The sequence below is a fragment of the Bacterioplanes sanyensis genome, from assembly GCF_014652515.1.
Taxonomy (GTDB): domain Bacteria; phylum Pseudomonadota; class Gammaproteobacteria; order Pseudomonadales; family Oceanobacteraceae; genus Bacterioplanes; species Bacterioplanes sanyensis.
The window spans coordinates 573,433-595,054 of the sequence record NZ_BMYY01000002.1 but is presented as its reverse complement, the minus strand read 5'-3'; the positions used below and the strand labels follow the sequence as shown (position 1 = coordinate 595,054).

The window sequence follows — 21,622 nt, the reverse complement described above, 5'->3', positions numbered from 1 at the left end:
CAGATCTTTCGATCAAAGCGGGCTGCGTATTTTAATGAAGCAGCCTTTAATGTCAAGCGATTTTTTAAGTTTCTTTCGAAGCTTGTCGCTGACTGATCTGGAAGAAAGCCTCTCAGATCGAGCGGCGCATTATACAGCGCCTTTCTGGCTTGGCAACCGTTAATTTCAAATATTTTCTAGTGAGATCAACGAGTTACTTAGCCGGCTAGAAAGCTCATTGAGCTAGCCAACCTCGAATCAAGGCGACGTATACTACGCTAAAAACCCAAAAGGTCAATGCCTTGTTTCGATATTTTTCAGTGCTTAGCGAGATCAAACAGAGCACTCTAAGTCATTGAAAAATAGGGGCTTCTTGCCCACCTGCCGCGTCACAGCGATCAGGAGCGGCGCATTGTACAGATATCTGAGAGCCGATCAACAGGTTTTTGAAACTTTTCAGTTAGGGCGTTTTTGCCACTCTAATAAAGCACGTATACTGACGTCCGGAATCGCCGATTCCCTGACTTGGACTGTTTATCCGTTTCAGTACATCGATATAGAAAGAGGTTCACCATGGCCGACAAAGCCGTCGTCATCTATTCCGGCGGAATGGATTCCTTCACTATTTTGAACAAAGCCAAACAGCAAGGACATGAGCTGTACGCCCTGACTTTTGATTATGGTCAGAAACATAAGAAGGAAATTGAGTTTGCCAAACGCGTGTGCAGCGAGCTGGATGTTCACCACAAGATCATCGACATCACGGCGATCAACCAATTGCTGCAAAGCTCGTCGCTGACGTCCGACAAAGATATTCCAGAGGGCCACTACGAAGATCAGAACATGAAGTCGACGGTCGTGCCGAACCGCAACATGATTCTGCTGTCTCTGGCCATTGGCTATGCCGTTGATATTGGCGCTAACAAAGTCTTTTACGGCGCCCACTCCGGCGACCATGCCATCTACCCAGACTGCCGCCCAGAATTTGTGCTGGCCATGAACGACGTTGCGAAGCTGGCTAACTATGAGCCGGTCGATATCGTGACGCCTTATCTGAACAGCGACAAAATTGAAATATTAAAAGATGGTTTGGCCATGGGGTTGGACTATGGCAAATCTTGGACCTGCTACAACGGTCGTGAAAAAGCCTGCGGCAAATGCGGATCGTGTGTTGAACGTTTAGAGGCGTTTGAAAAAAATAACGCAACCGATCCACTGGCATACGAGGCCAGTTAATGGCGGCTCAATATCGGATCAAAGAGATCTTTTATACCCTGCAAGGAGAAGGCGCCCAGGCAGGTCGCCCTGCGGTATTTTGCCGTTTCTCCAAGTGCAATTTATGGAACGGCCGAGAAAATGGCCGCGCCGCGGCGGTCTGTAATTTTTGCGACACCGACTTTATTGGTACGGATGGCCACTTGGGTGGCGTCTACGATCTGGAGCAACTGGTCACGGTTATTCAACAACAATGGCCAGGCTCTACCGCGAATGGGCAAGCACAAGGCAAACCTTATGTTGTCTGCACCGGTGGCGAGCCGGCGTTGCAGTTGGATGACGAACTGGTGAGCGCGTTGCAGCGCGCTGGGTTTGAAGTCGCCATTGAAACCAACGGCACCTTGCCCTTGGCCAATGGCATCGATTGGGTTTGCTTAAGCCCTAAAGGCGAGTCAGAGTTGGTGGTCATCGAGTGTGATGAACTGAAGCTGGTGTACCCACAAGCCGATGCGCCCCCCGAGCGCTTTGACCATATACAAGCAGATCACTATTACCTGCAGCCGATGGCCGACTACGAGCCGGTCGTCATCGCTTCAGACAAACTGCAGGGCGCTGTTGAAAGCCTGTCGACCACCAACACTCACAAAACACTGCAGTACTGCCTTAAACATCCGCGCTGGAAGCTCAGTCTCCAGACGCACAAAATGATCCGTATCGAGTGATCATAGCGGCCAGGTGAACGCTACTTTATGCTTCAGCTGGCCAGCCTCGTAACGGCGGTGCACATCCGCCACCTCAGCGGCAGAGCAGGTTTCTACATAAGGTACGTGTATTTCTCCCTGCTCCAGCCAATGACTCAACTGCTGCAAAAACTCGCCGTGCGCCGCCCTGCCTTTACCCGTTAATAGCGGCAGCAGCATAAATACGGCGTGTAAGGTCAGTCCTTTGGCATGCGCCTGGGTAAGATCGTAGGTGTTGCGGGCATTAATCGTGGCAACCTGGCCAGCAGGTGCCGCCGCTCGCAAAGCCGTTTGCAAGCTGTCACCGCCGTGGGTGTCCAACACTTTATCGAATGTCACACCGAGCTTATCCGCTTGATCATGGGCGCACGCGTGAGCACCAAGAGACTGCAGCGCCGCTCGCCGTTCATCCGTTCCAGCCGTGGCCGTCACCTGCGCACCTTGAAGCAACGCCTGCTGCACTGCCATTTGTCCAACACCACCGGACCCACCCAAAACCAAAAGCCGATCACCGGCTTGCAGTTGCATGCGCTGCAGTGCCTCAAAGGCGGTAATCGCCACCAGTGGTACCACCGCCGCTTGCGCTGCCGTCAGACCAGCGGGAGCCAAAGCCAGTAGCTGTGCATCAGCCACCAGGTATTGGCATAGGGTGCCGCTACTGCCTTTAACACCGCCGACACAACCGTAAACCCGCTGTCCAATTTCAAAACGCTCAACACCCGCCCCCAAAGCAACGACGTCACCACAGACATCACAGCCCGGCACTTGATCATCCGCCGCGATCGGCGCTAGGCCGGCGCGAATTTTGCAATCAATCGGATTAAAGCCTGACGCCTGAACCTTAATGAGCACCTGACCAGGCCTAGGCTCAGGCATGGCTAACTGGGTCGTTTGCAATACCTCTGGCGCGCCAGTAGTGGGAAAAAACCATGCTTTATTGGTACTCACGCAGACGTCTCCGGTTGTGATAGTTGTTGTAAAACATCAAGAATCAAAGGCTCGTCTTTACGACTCTGTAAGTAGCTGGCATAAACATGGCGAGTCATTACAGGTGCATTGGCCACTCGATGCAGGCTTCCCTGCTGCAGCCAAGGCTCTGCCAAGCCAGCTGGCAAATAAGCCGCGCCGCCTTCGCTGACGATACTATCTAGGGCAATGCGTCCAGTATTGGTCGTGAGCACCGGAGCGGGCATATCTTTTAGAGCCTGAGCGTGCTGCATGCGAAAGGAGGTTCCCCAGTCGACCCAAACATACCCCAGCTCCGCGGCCATACTCCAATCATCACAAGGCTGCGACGCCACCATGTGCAGCGTCACATCCATCACCACTTGCGACGCAAGTTCATCCACTTTCGGGACATCAAACACCAGTGCTAGGTCCAGGCTGCGCTCTAAGATTTGCCGAACTAAGGTGGTGCCGCTGTGTGCCAGTGCACTGACGGCGATGCCCGGTCGGCGCAGCAACCTCGGCATACGTGGCTGCAACACCGCATCCCAAATATTGGGAGTCGCGCCAATGGCCAATTGGTAATGGCGGTCGGCCCCCAGAGACACCTCATGACGAATACGCTGCTCTAGAACAACACTGCTCTCAGCCAAAGGCGTGAGTTTTTCGCCGGCAGGCGTTAATTGAATATTATTGCGATGGCGAGAAAATAACTCGACGCCCAAGGCACCTTCCAGCTGGCGAATGCGCGAGCTGACCGCCGATTGGGTCAAATACAAGTTCTCCGCTGCCCGACCAAAATGCCGAGTGCGGGCCACTTCTAAAAATGTTTTTAATAAATCCGTATCCATGCCGGTTTTTTATGCAAAAACCTCACTCGTGTCGATCAATATTTTTTGTTTTACCGTGTTTTATTCCCTGCCCATACTCCGCGCCGTCACGCCCAGCACACAATTACAGGAGGTCAGAAGGCGATGAACACTGCAACTACGTTGGTTGAGTTCGCTCACCGTAAACGCTTCTATGATGACGCTAACTTCCCTCATGGCTTCGCACGATCAGGCGACTTTACTCGTGAGCAAGCAGACTTGCTGGAGCGCTACGGTGTGCGCTTATGCGAGCTAGGCGATGGTGCAGAAGCCGAAAGCGAATGTGAGCACCAGTTCCAAGCGGTTGTAAGGGGAGAACGTATAGCCCAGACTGCTATCGAGAAAGCTTGGCAGCAATATCAGCGAGCGCTGCAGCGCCGACAGGATTATTACCGCGCGCCAGGTCTCGCCGCTGCCAGCGCTGGGCAAGCCACGGTTACGGAGGATGATGACGATTGAAGGCTGAGAATACCTTGCCTCTGCTGGGCCACTTGGAACATGTGGCCCTGCCTGAGCTGGACATTTTTTGTCGCGCCAAGGTCGATACCGGCGCCTGCAGCAGTAGCCTGCATGCCGATGATATCGAAGAGTTTGAGCGCGATGGTCGGCTGTGGGTGCGCTTCCAGGTGCACTTTCATAATGAACTGACCCGCATCGACCAACAGTGTGAGTACCCTGTACATGACCAGCGCCGCATCAAAAGCTCTAATGGTATTGGCAGCAAGCGCTACGTCATTCATCCATGGTTAGTGATCGCAGGCATCCGCTTTCAATCGGACGTCACTCTTAGCCACCGAGGCAGCATGAAGTACCCAGCTTTGATTGGCCGCAAAGCGTTACACCAGCGCTTTCTGGTGGATGTATCCAGCCGCTACCTTGGAGATCAAACAGGATGAAGATCGGCGTTTTATCACGCAACAGCAAACTCTATTCTACTCGTCGCTTGGTTGAGGCGGCGGAGGCGCGAGGACACGAAGTGCATGTGCTAGACACCCTGCACTGCTACATGAATATCAATAGCGAAGAGCCAGGCATCCACTACAAAGGTGAGCTGTTGGCTGGCTATGATGCCGTCATTCCGCGTATCGGTGCATCCATTACCTTTTATGGCACTGCCGTGGTACGCCAGTTTGAAATGATGGGCGTGTACTCCTTGAACGAGTCTGTCGCCATCAGCCGCTCGCGCGACAAGCTGCGCTCCATGCAGTTAATGGCACGCAAAGGGTTAGGCATGCCCATTACTGGGTTTGCCCACAGTCCGGACGACATACCAGACCTCATCAAAATGGTCGGCGGTGCACCACTGGTCATTAAGTTGCTGGAAGGTACGCAGGGTATCGGCGTGGTGCTGGCTGAGACTCGCAAAGCAGCCGAAAGCGTGATCGAAGCGTTCCTTGGTATGAAAGCCAATATTATGGTGCAGGAGTTCATTAAAGAAGCCGGCGGTGCCGATATTCGCTGTTTAGTGGTGGGGGATCGCGTGGTCGCAGCGATGAAGCGCCAAGCAGGCGAAGGCGAGTTTCGCTCGAATTTGCACCGCGGTGGCACTGCCTCCTTGATTCGTATTACACCCGAAGAACGTGCCACCGCAGTAAAAGCTGCGAAAACCATGGGGCTGAATGTGGCAGGGGTGGATATTCTGCGTTCTAACCGCGGACCCGTGGTGATGGAGGTGAACTCATCACCTGGCATTCAAGGCATTGAAGAGTCCACCAGTATTGATGTTGCTGGCAAAATTATTCAGTTTTTGGAGAAAAACGCCCGCGCTAATCGCACCCGCACTCGTGGTCGGGGCTAATAGCTCGACGGCCACTCTGTAGCGTCAGCGCGCTTCAGATCATGCTCCAAGGAGTGCTGGCTTAATCCACTCTCCACCGTTGCCATCAAATGCGGGTAAGCCTTGGCAACCGAGCGCACAATAAAGTCCACCGGCACATCCACGAATGTGCCGTGGTCTTGTAAATATTCCATCATGCTTTCACCTTCCCCATTAAACGCCTGAAACACGGAATCATCGACACCGTTAAACGCCAGCGGCTCCACCCGCATCTTGGCGCACAAGGCCGCGTTAAAGGCCGGCGTCGCTTTCACCCAACGCTCGTTGAGATACAGCTCAATGTAGCCGTGCATCACAAACACATCGCTGCGCAGAAACTCCAATAACTGCGGACTGGACAGGTGGTTGCGTACATCCGCCAGCCCCAGTCGTGCAGGAATGCCATGCATGCGCGCCAGCGCCCCTAGCAGTACCGCTTTGGGAATGCAGTAGGACTGCCCCTGCAGCAAGCAGTCGCTGGCGCGAAAGGTATGCGGCTGTGGCGAAAAAACATAGGGGTTGTAACGAATATCATCGCGCACGGCCAAGTAGAGACGTTGAGCGATGGCAATTGGGTCACGAACATTATCCGTGATCAGCTCTCGACCATAGGCTTGCACTTGAGGATGATCAAAATCAAAAAATTCGGTGGCGTTAAGATACGTCGTCATGTGCACGTTACTTTATTAAGGTGCCCCATAGAGTACGGCATCGAACTCCAGCGACAATGGCCTGAATGAACAGTCGGCCTGACCAAAACGCTCACAAAATATTATTCGACAAAAACAAACAAGCCCGAATATTCATCGTTTTCGTTTACAACGTAATCAGCCTTTCGTATGATCCTGTGAACGGGCAGCCCTTCGCTGCCCGTTTGCATTTAAGGATCCGCGCAACGATTGCGAGTCATGGGATGCGTGACCAAGCAACGCGCCAGTACCGACAGCGAACTGAGCAACGAGCAGATTGAGCCTGCTATCGATAATTAAGGAAGCGAGTACCGTGAGACACTTTCTAACCCTCCAGGACCTAACCCCGGATGAGTTGAATTGGGTGGTAAACCGTGCGATTGAACTGAAGCGCTATCAGCGTCAGGGTCAGCTGCATGAACCGTTGAAAAACCGAGTTCTAGGAATGATTTTTGAAAAATCGTCCACCCGCACACGAGTGTCTTTTGAAGCAGGCATGGCGCAGCTGGGTGGCAGTGCGATTTTCTTATCACCGCGGGATACCCAACTAGGACGCGGAGAGCCCATTGAAGACAGCGCCCGCGTACTGTCACGCATGGTGGATGTGGTCATGATTCGCACCTTTGATCACGACACCGTCGAGCGCTTTGCCGCCTTCTCACAGGTGCCTGTGATCAATGCCCTCACCGACGATTTTCACCCCTGTCAGCTGCTTGCCGATATGCAAACCTTTGTTGAGCAGCGCGGCAGTATTCAAGGTAAAACCGTTGCCTGGATCGGGGATGGCAATAATATGTGCCACTCCTACATCAACGCCGCGCGGCAGTTTGATTTCCAGCTGCGCATTGCCACACCGGTCGGATTTGAGCCCGCGACCTCCTTGGTAGCGGCAAATCGTGACCGCATCGAGCTCGTGTCCACACCAGAACAAGCAGTGCGAGGCGCACATCTAGTTGCGACCGATGTCTGGGCATCCATGGGGCAGGAAGACGAGCAACAGCAGCGCCAACAGCAGTTCGCAAACTATCAAGTTAGTGAAGCATTGCTCGATCAAGCCAGCGACGATGTGGTGTTTATGCACTGCTTGCCGGCGCACCGCGGCGAGGAGGTGAATCATACCGTGCTGGACGACCCCAGAGCCGTGGTATGGGAAGAAGCAGAAAATCGACTGCACGCCCAAAAAGCGTTGCTGGAGTTTTTGCTGTCGCAAGAAGAATAAAAAGAGGGCTTAGCTAGCGGCGCCATTAGCCGCTGGCTCTGACTCAATCATGATGCGATTTCGGCCTTGACGCTTAGCCTCGTACAACAAGCGATCAGAACGATTCAATAATGACTCAACAGTTTCGCCAATGCGAAAATGGGCGATGCCCATGGAAACCGTCAGCGGAACCTGCTGAGCTGAAAAGCGCCCCTGCATAAGAGCGGTACGGATGCGCTCCATCGCCGCCTGCGCTTCCTCTAGGGTAACGCCACTCAAAAGCAGAACAAACTCCTCACCACCATAACGGGCCGCCATATCAGCTTCCCGTACGCTGCGCCGCAACACCATTGCTAACTCGACCAAGACTTGATCACCAATGCTGTGACCATAGCGGTCATTGATCGACTTGAAATGATCAATATCCACAAACACGGCGACAAAACTCAAGCCTTCACGGTCTGCCAAGGCGGCGTGTTTCTCCATTGCGCGCAGAAGATAGCGACGGTTGTAGAGGCCAGTCAGTTCATCCGTTACAGCCAACTCTTCAATGCGGCTTAGTGCTTGGCGCAACTCACGATTCTTATGCCGATAGGCATCGCGTAAGTAGGTGAATTCACGTGCCACCACCACAAAACAAGACAGTGTCGCAGCAAACGCTAACCCCACCAGCCATTCCAACTCAGGCTGCCAGAACGCTCGGCTATTGCCGTGCATAGCCACTAACACAGCGCCATAGCAAGCGATGGACACCAACACAATGCCGAGAAAGCCACGCCAAGTCAGTTGGAACATGCCAAACGGCAAAACCGTTACATACCCCAGCACCAACAGGGGCCGCATTTGTGGTGCCAGCCACATGAACGACGTGATAAAGCCGATGCTGAGCAGCATGAATAGGATGGTGAGACTCGGGTCAGCGTAGCGCTGCGTATACCCAGATGCGACCAGCAACAGTAACAAGGCCTGCAACAACCAGTAACTGCCAACGTGCTGCCAAAGTTGTTGTTGACTCAGCTGGGTAAGGTCGAGGTAGTGGCCGACACACAACAGCAGGGTGAAAGCCATGGCCCAACCTGCTGCGTACCAGTGGCGACGCAAGATATCGCGCTGCAGTTGCTGCACTGTCACCGTCCGTGATTATTTTTTGGTCATTATACTGAGGCTTGTCAGGCGCACTATGTCCATTTACGCAAAGACACTCACGCGCATTGGTCATTCCTGACTATTGCAAACTCGGCGTACCGCCGCCAACCACCCCTCGTACAAAGCCTGCTGCTTACGGATGGGCAACAGAGGATGAAACTCATGCTGATGCTGCCACAACGCTTGAATATCGTCCAAGCTGCGGTAAACACCCACCTGCAGCCCCGCCAGCACCGCAGCGCCCAGCGCCGTCGTTTCTGTAATAGCCGGACGTTGAATGTGTACCCCGAGAACATCCGCCAGAAACTGCATTAGCCAATCATTCACCACCATGCCACCGTCAACGCGCAACGTTGCCGGATTGACGCCATCGGCCTTCATCGCCTCGAGCAAATCACGTGTCTGGTAACACACGGCCTGCAAGCCAGCGGTCACGATTTCCTTAATGCCGGTATCACGCGTTAGGCCAAGAATGGCACCGCGAGCGTCTGGATCCCAATACGGGGCTCCCAGCCCAGTGAACGCCGGCACCATATAGACTGGGTTGTCATAGCCGGTTTGCTCAGCCAATACTTGGGTATCGCTGGCCCGCGCAATCAATTGCAAGCCATCACGAATCCACTGAATCGTGGCTCCTGCCATAAAGATGGAACCCTCCAAGGCATAAGTGACCTGGCCTTGCAGTCGGTAGGCGACGGTGGTTAGCAATCGATGCTCGGAATGCAGCGCTTGCTCGCCACTGTTCATCATGACAAAGCAGCCGGTGCCATAAGTTGACTTCGCCATGCCGCTGCCAAAACAAGCCTGACCAACAAGAGCCGATTGCTGATCGCCAATCATGGCGCCAATGGGAATTTCTTGGCCCAGCCACTTGGCACTGGCGCTGCCAAAGTCAGCGCTGCTATCGCGCACATCGGGTAGCACCGCAGCAGGAATGTTAAACAACGCCAGTAGCTCGTCATCCCAGCATTGCTGGTGAATATTAAACAAGAGAGTGCGCGAGGCATTGGTGGCATCGGTTGCGTGGACGCGCCCTTGCGTCAATTGCCACAGCAAATAGGTGTCCACCGTGCCAAAGGCCAACTCACCGCGTTCAGCACGCTGGCGCGCACCGTCGACGTTATCTAGTATCCAAGCCAACTTAGTGGCGGAGAAATAGGGGTCCAACAACAACCCCGTACGCTTTTGTACCCATTCTTCTTTGCCCAACCTTTTAAGGCCGCTGCACGCATCGGCGGTACGACGATCCTGCCACACAATCGCCGGATAAACGGGCTCTCCGGTCTGGCGATCCCATAGGAGAGTCGTTTCACGCTGATTGGTGATACCGATTGCAGCGACCTTGGTGGCGTCATCGCCCAGCTGGCGAATCACCTCCCGAGCACTGTCTAATGTCGATTGCCAGATTTCCTGCGGCTGATGCTCGACCCAGCCGGGCTGTGGAAAGTGCTGAGGAAACTCTTGCTGTGCTTGCGCAACGATCTGGCCGTCACTCGCAAAGGCAATGGCGCGGCTGCTCGTGGTACCTTGATCCAGGCTGAGTAGAAAGCGAGACATGGTGAACCCCTTATTGTTATTGGGTGCGCATATTACTGACGCCGCTCAGTAGTCACCAGCAGTTTTCACTCAGTTCTCATTGGCCAAACTTGATCTTGAGCCGTTATGATAAACAACCCAACAATATTGAAATGAATTAATAATGCTCGATTTGAAGCACCTGCGCACACTGACCGCGCTGCGTGATGGCGGCACCTTGGTCGAAGCTGCCCGTCGCTTGCATCTGACCCAGTCGGCGTTGTCTCATCAGCTGAAAGACTTGGAAGAAAAGCTAGGGGCGGCGCTATTTGAACGCAAAACCAAACCGCTGCGCTTTACCCGTGCAGGGCTTGAGATTCTGCAGTTAGCCGACCAGATACTGCCGCAAATACGCGCTTGCGAGCGCAATCTGGAAAAACTCGCCAGCGGCCACAGCGGCCGTTTGCACATGGCCATCGAGTGTCACAGCTGCTTTGACTGGCTGATGCCGGCCATCAATGGCTTTCGCGACCACTGGCCCGATGTGGAAATTGACCTGAGCACCAGCTTCAACTTCGACCCTTTACCGGCTTTATTGCGCGGCGATATTGACCTAGTGATTACATCCGACCCGGAGAGCAATCCTGCCATTCACTATCAGCCCTTATTTCGTTACCAATCACTGTTGGCCGTCAGCCACCAGCATCCGCTGGCTCAACAACGCCGCATTCAGCCGCAGCAGCTGATGGATGAAACGCTGATTCACTATCCGGTTCAGCGCCATAAGCTGGACGTTTTTTCACGCTTTCTAACGCCCGCCGGTGTCGAGCCCAAGGCGACGCGCGAAACAGAACTGACGCTGATGATGGTGCAGCTAGTGGCCAGTGGCCGTGGCATAGCTTGCTTACCTAACTGGGCCTTGCATCCTTATCTTGAGGCAAACCTAATTACCGCCTGCCAATTAGGTGAAGGAATCTGGCCCACTTTGTATGCAGCCGTGCGCAAAGAACACAGCCATAGCCATTACATGCGGGATTTTTTAGCTCAGGCCCTGGAAACCTGCCTGCGGGACCTGCCCGGCATTGTTGCCGCTGACGTACCTGAGTAGAAACGACAGGCACAAAAAAAGGGCTCAAACGAGCCCCATAAAAGCGAATAACTTCGCTACATTCTCACCACGTCTCCTAGGGATACGCACGGTCATAATGGCCTGAACTCACAAGGGAGTCTGTTACAGCTGTCAGGGTTTCTGTAACGAAATGTACAGATGTTAATCAGGGTGACGCCGCGGCCAAATCAGGCTAAACCGTGCCCCGCCCAAGGCATCGCTCCGCCCGACCAGAGCACGCCCACCGTGCCAGTAGACAATACGGCGCACTATAGATAAACCTAGGCCATAGCCGCCAGAGCTGCGGGTGCGACTATCATCAAGGCGGGCAAAAGCGGTAAAGACCTTATCCCAATCCTCCTCTGGAATGCCTGGCCCATCATCTTCCACATCAATACGGCAAGTATCATTGCCAATACAGCAGCTGACCTCAACACGGCTGCGTGCGTAGCGAGCAGCATTGCCAACTAGGTTTTGAATCGCTCGGTGCACATAGCGAGGCTCAACTTCAACAGGCAAGGCCTGGTCTACCGCCTGTCCTCGATAATGTACGCTTACATGAGCTGGCGGCCGCGCCTCTTCCACTACTTGCAGTGCCAAATCCGCCACGTTAGCGCGCTGAAAGTCCAGCAGCGGACCACCCTCTTCCAACCGAGCGTAGGTCAAAATTTCATCGATCAGTTCATCGAGTTCTTGAATGTCCGCATCCATACCCTTTAGCTGCTTACCGACGAACGCATCACCCAACACGCTGTCTTCTATGATCTGTAGACCAAAGCGAATGCGCGCCACCGGTGTGCGCAGCTCGTGCGACACTGCCCTGACCATCTCCCGTTGAATCGAAATTAAGCGCTGAATGTGATCCGCCATTTTGTTAAACGCTTCCCCTAAGCGTTGCACGGCATCACCGCCATGCACTGCCACACGTGCGTTCAAGTGCCCCTGAGCTAAGCGGCTGGTTGCTTGTTCTAGCTTGCGCAAACGTACTTCAAACGAGTTCACCACCGAATAAACGCCCAAGCCAAGCAACATAAAGCCAATCACGGCAACCACCGCAATGGCCTGCCAAGAGTATGGGTTAAACGCTTTAATTGGGCCGAGTCGCAGCGCCTGTGGACGCCCGGGAAGCTTGACCAACGCCTCTGCTTGGTTGCCTTCGATGGCAATACGTACGAGCACATCGCCGTATTGCATACGCGCATAATCGCTATTCGACAGGAACAAATCATCAATGGCCACTACAGACAAGGGAAAGCCGAAGGCCGGCTGCATACGTGCCAAAAAAGAATCGATGGCTTCACCGCTACGCTGCCAATCTTCTAGCAGTAAATAGGCCGACGCCTGTGCTTGAACGTCCGTCACGGTATTGAGACGAACCTTTAACACCTGCTCATTATTCATCTGCCGCAGCAATTGAGCTGTGCGGCCATCATCACTGGTTTTGATCACGACTCGGCCGCGCTGCAAACGACGCCGCTCATAGCCATCGTGTGTCGCTTGCTCGGCGGGTAACAAACTGAGCTGCGCGTCAAAACGCGCGGCTAAGTCACTGAGGGCCCCTGGGTCTTGCCGCAGCCGTTGCGACAGCAACACCATGGTGCCGTTAACAATGTCCTCGTTAAACTGAGCGGTACGGACAACGTTAATGAGCTGTAAGGCAGCGGTACAGAGCAGCCCCACCACCAACAAAGCTGCCAGCAATCCGGCATAGACTCGGATAAAAATGGTGCTGCCCTCGTCACAGTTCTTTGACGAACAAGTAGCCCTTGCTGCGCACGGTTTTGATACGTTTGGGGTTCATGGGGTCATCGCCCACTTTTGGACGAATGCGGGAGACACGAACATCAATGGAGCGATCTTGGCCATCGTACTCAATGCCGCGCAGCTGATGAAAAATTTCCTCACGGGTCAACACTCGCCCAGCACTGCTGCACAACAACCACAACAGGTCAAACTCAGCGCTGGTCAGGTCAATGCTTTCACCGTTCAACCACGCCTCGCGCATGGCGTTATCGACCACCAGATTGCCAAACGTAAGACGGTTATCACTGCCCTGCTCTTCTGTGCCACTGACAGAGGTGTCACGCACGCGACGCAATAATGCGCGAATGCGCGCCAATAACACACGAGGGCGAACTGGCTTAGCAACGTAGTCGTCTGCGCCCATTTCTAACCCAAGCACTTGATCCAGATCCTCTGTGCGAGCGGTCAACATCAAAATGGGGCCTTTGTAATAAGGCCGCACAATACGGCACACCGCCAAACCATCTTCGCCGGGCAGCATTAAATCTAACACCACTAGATCTGGTTGCTCATTTTTTATCCGCTCAATCGCGCGGCTGCCATCACCTTCAACCGAAACCTCAAGTCCATTGCTCTCAAGATAATCTTTGGTAAGAGTGGCCAATCGTTCATCGTCTTCGACGATCAAAATGCGCCAATTTTCTTCTGCCGCCGCGCCGGATTCTTGGTTACGCATGAGCTTGTTTATTCCCCTGTAACATCGATGAGCAATTGGTAATGCTATTACTTTAGCCTTTGTTACGCACCGTTGCACAGTAACCGAAACAGCAACAAAAGCCAGGCAAGCAGATGGCGCCTACAACGGCAGTTTTGTGTCCACCAATGGCTAACAACTTATCCACACCTCGATTCGTCAAACCCACAATATCTTGGGGTTGAATTAACCCTAACACCGCATTATCTTGTGTCTCTCTCAATATTTCTGCTTTTATGTCAGCCACTTACAAGGGATGCATCCACACCTTAGTGGCGACGTCAAGCATTTTACGGATGATTTGATCCATCAGGGATCGGGGAGTCAAATCCTTGAATACAGGCACACACAACATGAACACTCAGCTGCGAGTCAGCAAACGCGACGGGCGTCAAGAATCTCTCGACCTGGATAAAATCCACAAAGTTATTACCTGGGCCGCCGAAGGCCTAGACAAAGTGTCCGTATCTGAAGTGGAGCTCAAAGCTCATTTACAGTTTTACGATGGCATCCCGACTTCTGAAATTCACGAAACTCTGATCAAAGCAGCAGCAGATTTGATCTCAGAGCAAGCACCGGATTATCAGTACTTGGCGGCCCGCCTGAACATCTTCCACTTGCGCAAAAAAGCCTATGGCCGCTTTGAGCCACCCGCCTTGTTTGATCAGGTGGCAGCCATGGTTGAATCCGGCCGCTATGATCGCCACTTGCTGGAGGATTACACGCGCGAAGAGTTTGAAGCGATGGACGGCTTTATCGATCACAGCCGTGACATGAACTTCAGCTACGCCGCTGTGAAGCAGCTAGAAGGCAAGTATTTGGTGCAAAACCGCGTCACCGGCGAGGTATTTGAAAGCGCTCAATTTTTGTATGTGTTAATTGCTGCCTGCTTGTTCTCGTCTTACGACAAAGAGCGCCGCTTAGACTACATCCGTCGCTTCTACGATGCTGTTTCCACGTTTAAGTTATCTCTGCCAACGCCGATCATGGCCGGCGTGCGCACCCCTACCCGCCAATTCAGCTCTTGTGTACTGATTGAAGCCGGTGACAGCCTGGATTCCATCAACGCCACAGCTGCAGCGATTGTGAAATACGTATCACAACGTGCAGGCATTGGCATCAATGGTGGCCGTATTCGTGCGCTGGGCAGCCCGATCCGTGGCGGCGAGGCTTATCACACTGGCTGTATTCCGTTTTACAAGCACTTCCAGACGGCGGTTAAGTCTTGCTCTCAAGGCGGTGTACGCGGCGGCGCAGCCACGTTGTTCTACCCCATCTGGCATTACGAAGTGGAAAGCCTGCTGGTGTTGAAAAACAACCGCGGCGTGGAAGAAAACCGTGTCCGCCATCTCGACTACGGCGTGCAAATCAACAAGTTGATGTACGAGCGCCTGATCAAAAATGGCAACATTACTTTGTTCTCGCCCTCCGATGCGCCGGGGCTGTACGATGCCTTCTTTGAAGATCAGCAACTGTTTGAACAGCTGTACACCAAGTACGAAGCCGACGACAGCATTCGCAAGCGCACGTTAAAAGCCGTTGATCTGTTCTCAGCCATGATGCAAGAGCGCGCCAGCACCGGCCGCATCTACATCCAGAACGTCGATCACTGTAATACCCACAGCCCGTTCAATCCGAAAAAGGCACCGGTGCGCCAGTCTAATTTGTGCCTGGAAATCGCCCTGCCGACTCGCCCATTGAACGATGTCAACGATCCCGACGGCGAAATTGCCTTGTGCACCCTGGCCGCCTTCAACCTGGGCGCACTGAACAACCTAGACGAACTTGAAGAGCTGTCCGACTTAATTGTTCGCGCCCTCGACAGCTTGCTGACTTACCAAGATTACCCGGTACCCGCCGCTGAGAAAGCCAGCATTGCCCGCCGCACCTTAGGCGTTGGCGTGATTAACTATGCCTACTACTTGGCCAAACACGGTACCAAGTATTCAGATGGCAGCGCCAATGGCCTGACGCACCGCACCTTTGAAGCGATTCAATACTGGCTGCTGCGCGCCTCGAACAAGTTGGCACAAGAACAAGGTGCATGCAGTGCCTTTGGCGATACCACTTACGCTCAGGGTTTGCTGCCAATCGACACTTACAAGCAAGATGTTGATAAGTTCTGCGAAGAGCCGCTGCACTACGACTGGGAAGCATTGCGCGCAGACATTGCACAACACGGTTTGCGCAACTCGACCTTAACGGCGCTCATGCCATCTGAGACATCTTCACAAATCAGCAACGCGACCAACGGCATCGAGCCGCCGCGTGGCTTTATCAGCGTGAAACAAAGCAAAGACGGCATTCTCAAGCAAGTCGTGCCTGAGTACGATCGCTTAAAAGATCAGTATGAGCTGTTGTGGCAAATTCCTAGCAACCAAGGTTACCTGGAACTGGTAGGCATCATGCAGAAATTTGTCGACCAGGCGATTTCGGCCAACACCAACTATGACCCGTCGCGCTACGACGGCAAGGTGCCCATGCAGCAGTTGCTGAAAGATCTGTTGACGGCTTACCGCAATGGAGTGAAAACGCTGTATTACCACAATACGCGTGACGGCATGCAGGACCCACAAAGTGCCGCTGAAGACGATTGTGCTGGCGGCGCCTGCAAAATCTGATAGATTCCGTCGCCCGCTGACCGGGTGACGGCATGTGCAGCGCCGCAGTCTTGACTGTGGCGCTGTTTTTGATTGACGGGCACCGGTCAGAGCCCACTTCAAGATACGTACTGGTATGGCATACACGACCTTTAATCGCAACGAATTCGATACTTTTGCTCAGCCCATGTTCTTTGGTGAACAGGTCAACGTCGCGCGCTACGACCAGCAAAAGCACAAAATCTTCGAGAACCTGATTGAAAAACAGCTGTCGTTTTTCTGGCGCCCAGAGGAAGTCGATCTGACCAACGATCGCAAAGACTTTCTTGACCTGCCAGCCCACGAGCAGCACATTTTTGTCAGCAATCTGAAATACCAGACCTTGCTCGACTCGGTGCAAGGCCGCTCACCCAACGTCGCCCTGCTGCCGGTCGTGTCGTTGCCGGAGCTGGAAACCTGGATCGAGACCTGGTCGTTCAGCGAGACCATTCACAGCCGCTCTTATACCCACATTGTGCGCAACATCGTGCCCAATCCGGCTGAGATCTTCGACGACATCACCAAAAACGAATACATCGTGCGCCGGGCGATTTCTGTTACCGAGTATTACGACCAGTTTATCGAGCTGTCTAACTACTATGTGCAGCTGGGTGAAGGTGTGCATACGGTCAATGGCCAAACCATCGACGTAAACATGCATGAGCTCAAGCGCCGCTTGTACTTGACCATGGTGTCCGTCAACGTGCTGGAGGCAATTCGCTTCTACGTCAGCTTTGCCTGCTCGTTCGCCTTTGCTGAGCGCGCCAAAATGGAAGGCAATGCCAAGATCATCAAACTGATCGCCCGCGACGAGGCACTGCACCTCACCGGTACGCAGCACATATTGCAGATCATGGCGCGCGGTAAAGACGACCCTGAGTTCGCGCAAATCGCGCAAGAGTGCCGTGACGATGTCGAGCGCATTTTTGCCGAAGCGGCGCAGCAGGAAAAAGACTGGGCCACTTACTTGTTCAAAGACGGCTCGATGATTGGCCTCAATGCCGACATCCTCAGCCAATACGTTGAGTACATTACCAACCAGCGCATCAGTGCATTGGGCTTTGACCCCATCTTCCCGGAAGTCAAAAACAACCCACTGCCTTGGATTAACGCTTGGCTCAACAGCGACAACGTTCAGGTAGCGCCACAAGAAGCTGAAATCAGCTCTTACCTGGTGGGAGCGATCGACAGCGAAGTAGATACCGCCGACTTTGGCGATTTCGACCTGTGATGCCCAATCGTCAAACCGACTGGCCGGAGGAGTTTGATCTCGACGGCCAGCCTGCCACCCCAGAGCCAGACTTCGAACTGGAAATCATCGAACCAGAGGCTGCACCTGAGCCCGATCAGGCAGAGCTGTATCTGCCTGAATCGAATCCTGAGCAGCCGGAAGCTTCGCCCCAGCTACCGCTGTCGGAAGAAATGCAACCGCCTCGTTATGCCGTTGCCTTACAGGATGGCCGCGAAGTGGTGTTCCAACATGCAGCCTCGTTGCTGGAATCATTAGAAGCACAAGGTGTCGACGTGCATTACCAATGCCGAGATGGCTATTGCGGTAGCTGTCGCGTACAGTTACAGCAAGGCTCCGTGCACTATCACAAAGAGCCGCTGGCGTTTATCGATGAAGATGAAATTCTGCCCTGCTGCTGCATACCCAAAAGCGCCCTGAAAATAAAACTCTGACCTGCGTTAAATCAATAGCCAAGCTTGGAACCCGCCGTATGCTGGAGTCATCAACACAAGGAGACTCCAGCATGGCACTGATTCGCATCACCCCCAATGTGGCAATGGTTCGCATGAATGCTCGTGAGCATTTAGAAGAAATCCCCGGTGATTTTTACATCAACCTAGAAGCACTGGTTGAGGCACGCATGCGTCCAGTAAGGGCTGAGCATGATGGTGACTTTTGCGCCGATGTGTTGCTGGTGATGGAAAACAAGACCCACGAGTTTGTATTTCGCAACAGCCCAGCCGGCAATAAAGCCAAGCAAGCACTGACCAGCTATCTCGACCAGTTGAGCATCAACGCCGACTGACTTAAAGGGAGCCAACCGGCTCCCTGTATAAGTTCTGCACAACATCTTCTCATCTCTCTGACGATGCGCTACCCTCACGGCTTTGCCCTATTGAGGAAAAGCGCATGAGCCTGAACTTACCGGCCCTGGGCCAACCCGCCCCAGACTTCACTACCCAAAATCAGCGCGACGAGACGGTATCGTTAAGTGATTTTCGCGGTAAAACCGTGGTGCTCTACTTTTACCCCAAAGCCATGACGCCAGGCTGCACCACACAAGCCTGCGGTATTCGCGACAGCCAACAAGAGTTTGCCGACCGCAATGCCGTGGTATTAGGCATCAGCCCGGATGCGCCAGCGCGATTGCAGAAGTTTATTGATAAGCAAGAGCTTAACTTCGATCTATTGTCCGACGAAGACCACGCCATTGCCGAGCAATACGGCGTCTGGGCGCTGAAGAAGTTTATGGGTAAAGAGTTTATGGGCGTTCATCGCCTGACCTTTATCATCGACAGCGATGGCCAGCTGGTACACATCATGGAAAAGGTGAAAACCAAAAGCCATCACGATGACGTTTTAGCGCTGCTCGATTCACTCTGAGCCTGCTGCCGCCGCACCGCCAACGGCGCGGCGGCAAACCAACGATGGCAAGCGCGAGTAAAGCTACTCGCCGACAGCCCTAACCGCGAAGCGATGTCCGTCATGCTGTCTTCCGTTTGCACTAGCCAGTATTGTGCTCGCTGGCGACGTTCTTGATCCAACAAACTTTGAAAGCTCAGACCTTGCTCGCCTAAGCGTCGCTGCAATGTGCGCTCGCTCAGAAACAAGTCGCTGGCTAACTGTGCGCGAGTCACCTCCAAACACGGCTGTTGCTGCAACCAGTGCATGACCTGTTGCTGCAAGTCAGGGGTTTGCAGCGCTTGCAGCTGCTGCTCCAGCATGGATTCATGCATTGCCGCCAGCTCGCTATCTTCCAATGCCAAAGGCTCTTGCAACCAATGCGCCGCAAACACCACCGCATTGCGTGGTTGTGAAAACCGCAGCGGGCATTCGAAGATGCGCTGGTAGTTTTCCAAGTTCGGAGGTTGAGCATGAGTAAACTCGGCCTGCTTTAACGGTATACGCTGGCAGGCAAGCCAATCGGAAAAGCCGCGCAGCAGCGCGAGTACGGCATCCACTTGGTGGCGGCTAAAGTTCTCAGCCTGAGGCTCATAACAAATCGCCGCCCATTCGCCCTCATGCTCGATGCGAAACTGGCCGCCATCACTCAAAATGCGGGTATAACGAATGGTTTTATCAAAGGCCTCCCCTAGGTCGCGCGCATGTAATAGAACCAGGGCAAACAGCTGAAAATGAGCTGGCTTTACCCACTCCCCCATGATTAAGCCAAAATCCGTGGTGGCGGCCAACGACTCTGCTGCACGCCAGATTGCCAGCGTTTGCTCCAGGCTCAAGCGCTGCCCATCACGCACGCTCGCCAACGACACACCTGCAGTTTGCAACACCTGCGAGCGCTCTGCGCCCTGCTGCTCAGCCGCCGCCAGCAATGCTTTAATCCATAAAACCGATACCGTTTTGTGTTCTTGCATGATGTATTTTGACCGTCAAAGGCAAAGTAATTGGCCTTAACAGGCAAGATCCTCTTGGTGGTTTTTCTTATGATGATGTGATCATCAAATAGCATAACAACAACGAGGTGAGGTATGAGTAAAAAAACTGCCGATCAATGGTTTGCCGAATACGGCGCCAGTCACCAAAACCCCGTGAACAAATTGATTCACTGGATTTGTGTACCACTGATTTTTGTCGTCATCATGGGCTTACTGTGGGAAATACCGGTTCCTGCAGCCATGGCAACTGTGCCTTACTTAAACTGGGCTACCTTGTCGGCCATCATTGTGGTGGGGTTTTATTTGAACATGTCGCCTAGCCTGGCGATTGGCCTCAGCGCCTTCACGTTGGCAACCTACGCACTGCTGGCATGGTATGAACAGCAAAACGGCTGGCCAAGCCTGTGGTTGGTGTGTCTGGTTGGCTTTGTTGTGTTGTGGGTTTTTCAGTTTATTGGCCACTACATCGAAGGCAAAAAACCCTCGTTCTTCAAAGACATTCAGTTTCTGCTAATTGGGCCAGCATGGTTGATGGGCTTTATCTATCGCCGCTTGGGCATTCCTTACTCCTAAACAGCAATGGCCGTGATGATCGCCATCAGGGCCGCTGCTGCCAAGCCAGTGCCATGCCTGTCAGGATTGGCACTGGTAGCCACGGGAGAAGTTGATAGTGTGACTTTGAAACTTCACTGTGGAGAAAATAATGACCATTGCTTTTTGGTGCGTACTGATTGCTGCACTGCTTCCCTATATTTTCACCGTAACCGCAAAGTTAGGTGGTCGTCGTTATGATAACCGCTCGCCGCGATTGTTCTTGGAACAGCAAACCGGCCTACAACAAAGAGCCCACTGGACACAGCTCAACAGTTTCGAAGCCTTTCCGCCTTTTGCAGCCGGCGTCATTATCGCCCACATTGCAGAGGCAGAGCAGAGCCAGATAGACCTGTTGGCGAGCCTATTTATTGCCGCTCGAGTAGCCTACGGCGCGGCCTACCTGAGCGATAAAGCGACGCTACGAAGCTTGCTGTGGATGCTAGGTTTGGGAACGACGGTCAGCTTGTTCGTCATATCCGCATGAACATATTCAAACATATAAAATTGCTGGCCGGTTTTTGTAGCAACTGTGAGCACTGCAGTGGATGGTAATGTTGCGCTCTTTATCACGAGTATGAATGATATAGAGATCAGTAAAATCGTGAGTACGATCAAACAAGCTGGCGTCTTGTACAGTTTGAGCCATGCTAGGCAAAAATGAGACTTCTGTGGGAGCATTCCATGCCGATAATGTCGCCAGCACCCATGCCAGCCCATAAACAGCTTTCACCATAGCTGCTCCTCCAGTATATCCAGAACAGCCCATAACAAAGGGCCCTGACTCCATTGTAGAGTTCAGGGCCCTTATCGTAGGAACATTTGGTTATAATCAGCACGCGGAATCACAAGTTCGCAGTTCTTCAGAACGACTTAAAAGCGCTAGTGGCAGGCGATTTTCGCAGGCAACAGCGAGATATTTTCAACAACAGCAACGCCCTCATGGGGCTTGGGCTTGCCATTCGTTTCTTTTGGGCGTGATCTCCAGCCCCTCTCACTTAGTTCTGACACCTGCCGCACAGCACGCCTCGTCAAAGAACCGACATGACGC

23 protein-coding genes are annotated in these 21,622 nt (G+C 53.3%); 14 read left to right on the top strand and 9 right to left on the bottom strand.

The window, feature by feature from the left end:
• Positions 1 to 552 precede the first annotated feature (552 nt).
• Positions 553 to 1,215, top strand: coding sequence for a 7-cyano-7-deazaguanine synthase QueC (queC, locus tag IE090_RS05815; protein WP_189387397.1), 663 nt, complete (start codon positions 553 to 555; stop codon positions 1,213 to 1,215).
• A complete protein-coding gene (queE, locus tag IE090_RS05810; protein WP_189387396.1) occupies positions 1,215 to 1,916 on the top strand; it encodes a 7-carboxy-7-deazaguanine synthase in 702 nt (233 codons plus the stop codon). The genes queC and queE overlap by 1 nt, the downstream gene beginning before the upstream one ends.
• Here queE and IE090_RS05805 read toward each other — a convergent pair whose 3' ends face one another.
• The gene (locus IE090_RS05805; RefSeq protein WP_189387395.1) at positions 1,917 to 2,882 is read right to left on the bottom strand and encodes an alcohol dehydrogenase catalytic domain-containing protein; all 966 of its coding nucleotides are present in this window, start codon (positions 2,880 to 2,882) and stop codon (positions 1,917 to 1,919) included.
• Positions 2,879 to 3,730, bottom strand: a complete 852-nt coding sequence (gene hdfR, locus IE090_RS05800; protein WP_189387394.1) for an HTH-type transcriptional regulator HdfR — start codon at positions 3,728 to 3,730, stop codon at positions 2,879 to 2,881. Before hdfR ends, IE090_RS05805 begins: the two co-directional genes overlap by 4 nt.
• Before the next feature lie 123 nt (positions 3,731 to 3,853).
• Between hdfR and IE090_RS05795 the strand changes: the two genes are divergently transcribed.
• From IE090_RS05795 to rimK, 3 genes are read left to right on the top strand one after another with little or no spacing between them, the layout of a single operon-like run.
• Complete coding sequence (locus tag IE090_RS05795) at positions 3,854 to 4,207, top strand: MaoP family protein (protein WP_189387393.1); 354 nt, start codon at positions 3,854 to 3,856, stop codon at positions 4,205 to 4,207.
• Complete coding sequence (locus tag IE090_RS05790) at positions 4,204 to 4,644, top strand: ATP-dependent zinc protease family protein (protein ID WP_189387392.1); 441 nt, start codon at positions 4,204 to 4,206, stop codon at positions 4,642 to 4,644. The genes IE090_RS05795 and IE090_RS05790 overlap by 4 nt, the downstream gene beginning before the upstream one ends.
• A complete protein-coding gene (rimK, locus tag IE090_RS05785; RefSeq protein WP_189387391.1) occupies positions 4,641 to 5,546 on the top strand; it encodes a 30S ribosomal protein S6--L-glutamate ligase in 906 nt (301 codons plus the stop codon). Before IE090_RS05790 ends, rimK begins: the two co-directional genes overlap by 4 nt.
• On the opposite strand, the gene IE090_RS05780 is transcribed toward rimK, so the two are convergent.
• Positions 5,543 to 6,235 carry a transglutaminase-like domain-containing protein gene (locus IE090_RS05780; RefSeq protein WP_189387390.1) on the bottom strand — a complete coding sequence of 231 codons (693 nt, stop codon included), beginning with the start codon at positions 6,233 to 6,235 and terminating at the stop codon, positions 5,543 to 5,545. The genes rimK and IE090_RS05780 overlap by 4 nt on opposite strands.
• Before the next feature lie 331 nt (positions 6,236 to 6,566).
• Here IE090_RS05780 and argF point away from each other — a divergent pair, with 331 nt between their 5' ends.
• Positions 6,567 to 7,472 carry an ornithine carbamoyltransferase gene (gene argF, locus IE090_RS05775; RefSeq protein ID WP_229815501.1) on the top strand — a complete coding sequence of 302 codons (906 nt, stop codon included), beginning with the start codon at positions 6,567 to 6,569 and terminating at the stop codon, positions 7,470 to 7,472.
• A 9-nt stretch (positions 7,473 to 7,481) separates the two neighbouring features.
• Here argF and IE090_RS05770 read toward each other — a convergent pair whose 3' ends face one another.
• Positions 7,482 to 8,576: a GGDEF domain-containing protein gene (locus IE090_RS05770; protein ID WP_189387389.1), complete on the bottom strand. Its 1,095-nt coding sequence runs from the start codon at positions 8,574 to 8,576 to the stop codon at positions 7,482 to 7,484.
• A 90-nt stretch (positions 8,577 to 8,666) separates the two neighbouring features.
• Positions 8,667 to 10,154 carry a glycerol kinase GlpK gene (gene glpK / locus IE090_RS05765; RefSeq protein WP_189387388.1) on the bottom strand — a complete coding sequence of 496 codons (1,488 nt, stop codon included), beginning with the start codon at positions 10,152 to 10,154 and terminating at the stop codon, positions 8,667 to 8,669.
• Between the two features lie 142 nt (positions 10,155 to 10,296).
• Here glpK and IE090_RS05760 point away from each other — a divergent pair, with 142 nt between their 5' ends.
• Entirely contained in the window at positions 10,297 to 11,220 is a 924-nt protein-coding gene (locus IE090_RS05760) for a LysR family transcriptional regulator (protein ID WP_189387387.1), read from the top strand.
• A 162-nt stretch (positions 11,221 to 11,382) separates the two neighbouring features.
• Here IE090_RS05760 and IE090_RS05755 read toward each other — a convergent pair whose 3' ends face one another.
• Positions 11,383 to 12,921: an ATP-binding protein gene (locus IE090_RS05755; protein WP_189387386.1), complete on the bottom strand. Its 1,539-nt coding sequence runs from the start codon at positions 12,919 to 12,921 to the stop codon at positions 11,383 to 11,385.
• Between the two features lie 37 nt (positions 12,922 to 12,958).
• On the bottom strand, positions 12,959 to 13,699 hold the full coding sequence (locus tag IE090_RS05750) for a response regulator (RefSeq protein WP_189387385.1): 741 nt from the start codon (positions 13,697 to 13,699) through the stop codon (positions 12,959 to 12,961).
• 371 nt (positions 13,700 to 14,070) lie between these two features.
• On the opposite strand from IE090_RS05750, the gene nrdA reads away from it, so the two are divergent.
• From nrdA to bcp, 5 genes are all read left to right on the top strand, one after another.
• On the top strand, positions 14,071 to 16,338 hold the full coding sequence (gene nrdA / locus IE090_RS05745; protein ID WP_189387384.1) for a class 1a ribonucleoside-diphosphate reductase subunit alpha: 2,268 nt from the start codon (positions 14,071 to 14,073) through the stop codon (positions 16,336 to 16,338).
• Between the two features lie 115 nt (positions 16,339 to 16,453).
• Positions 16,454 to 17,587: a class Ia ribonucleoside-diphosphate reductase subunit beta gene (gene nrdB, locus IE090_RS05740; RefSeq protein WP_189387383.1), complete on the top strand. Its 1,134-nt coding sequence runs from the start codon at positions 16,454 to 16,456 to the stop codon at positions 17,585 to 17,587.
• Positions 17,587 to 18,039, top strand: coding sequence for a class I ribonucleotide reductase maintenance protein YfaE (gene yfaE, locus IE090_RS18055; protein ID WP_373296409.1), 453 nt, complete (start codon positions 17,587 to 17,589; stop codon positions 18,037 to 18,039). Before nrdB ends, yfaE begins: the two co-directional genes overlap by 1 nt.
• A 71-nt stretch (positions 18,040 to 18,110) precedes the next feature.
• Positions 18,111 to 18,392, top strand: a complete 282-nt coding sequence (locus tag IE090_RS05730) for a hypothetical protein (RefSeq protein ID WP_189387382.1) — start codon at positions 18,111 to 18,113, stop codon at positions 18,390 to 18,392.
• A 104-nt stretch (positions 18,393 to 18,496) separates the two neighbouring features.
• On the top strand, positions 18,497 to 18,970 hold the full coding sequence (bcp, locus tag IE090_RS05725) for a thioredoxin-dependent thiol peroxidase (RefSeq protein WP_229815498.1): 474 nt from the start codon (positions 18,497 to 18,499) through the stop codon (positions 18,968 to 18,970).
• Here bcp and IE090_RS05720 read toward each other — a convergent pair.
• Positions 18,934 to 19,959, bottom strand: a complete 1,026-nt coding sequence (locus tag IE090_RS05720) for an AraC family transcriptional regulator (RefSeq protein WP_189387381.1) — start codon at positions 19,957 to 19,959, stop codon at positions 18,934 to 18,936. The genes bcp and IE090_RS05720 overlap by 37 nt on opposite strands.
• 114 nt (positions 19,960 to 20,073) lie before the next feature.
• Between IE090_RS05720 and IE090_RS05715 the strand changes: the two genes are divergently transcribed.
• Positions 20,074 to 20,553 carry an Mpo1 family 2-hydroxy fatty acid dioxygenase gene (locus IE090_RS05715; protein WP_189387380.1) on the top strand — a complete coding sequence of 160 codons (480 nt, stop codon included), beginning with the start codon at positions 20,074 to 20,076 and terminating at the stop codon, positions 20,551 to 20,553.
• Positions 20,554 to 20,683: 130 nt separating this feature from the next.
• Positions 20,684 to 21,058, top strand: coding sequence for an MAPEG family protein (locus IE090_RS05710; protein WP_189387379.1), 375 nt, complete (start codon positions 20,684 to 20,686; stop codon positions 21,056 to 21,058).
• 6 nt (positions 21,059 to 21,064) lie between these two features.
• Here IE090_RS05710 and IE090_RS05705 read toward each other — a convergent pair whose 3' ends face one another.
• Positions 21,065 to 21,307: a hypothetical protein gene (locus tag IE090_RS05705; protein WP_189387378.1), complete on the bottom strand. Its 243-nt coding sequence runs from the start codon at positions 21,305 to 21,307 to the stop codon at positions 21,065 to 21,067.
• Between the last annotated feature and the right edge of the window lie 315 nt (positions 21,308 to 21,622).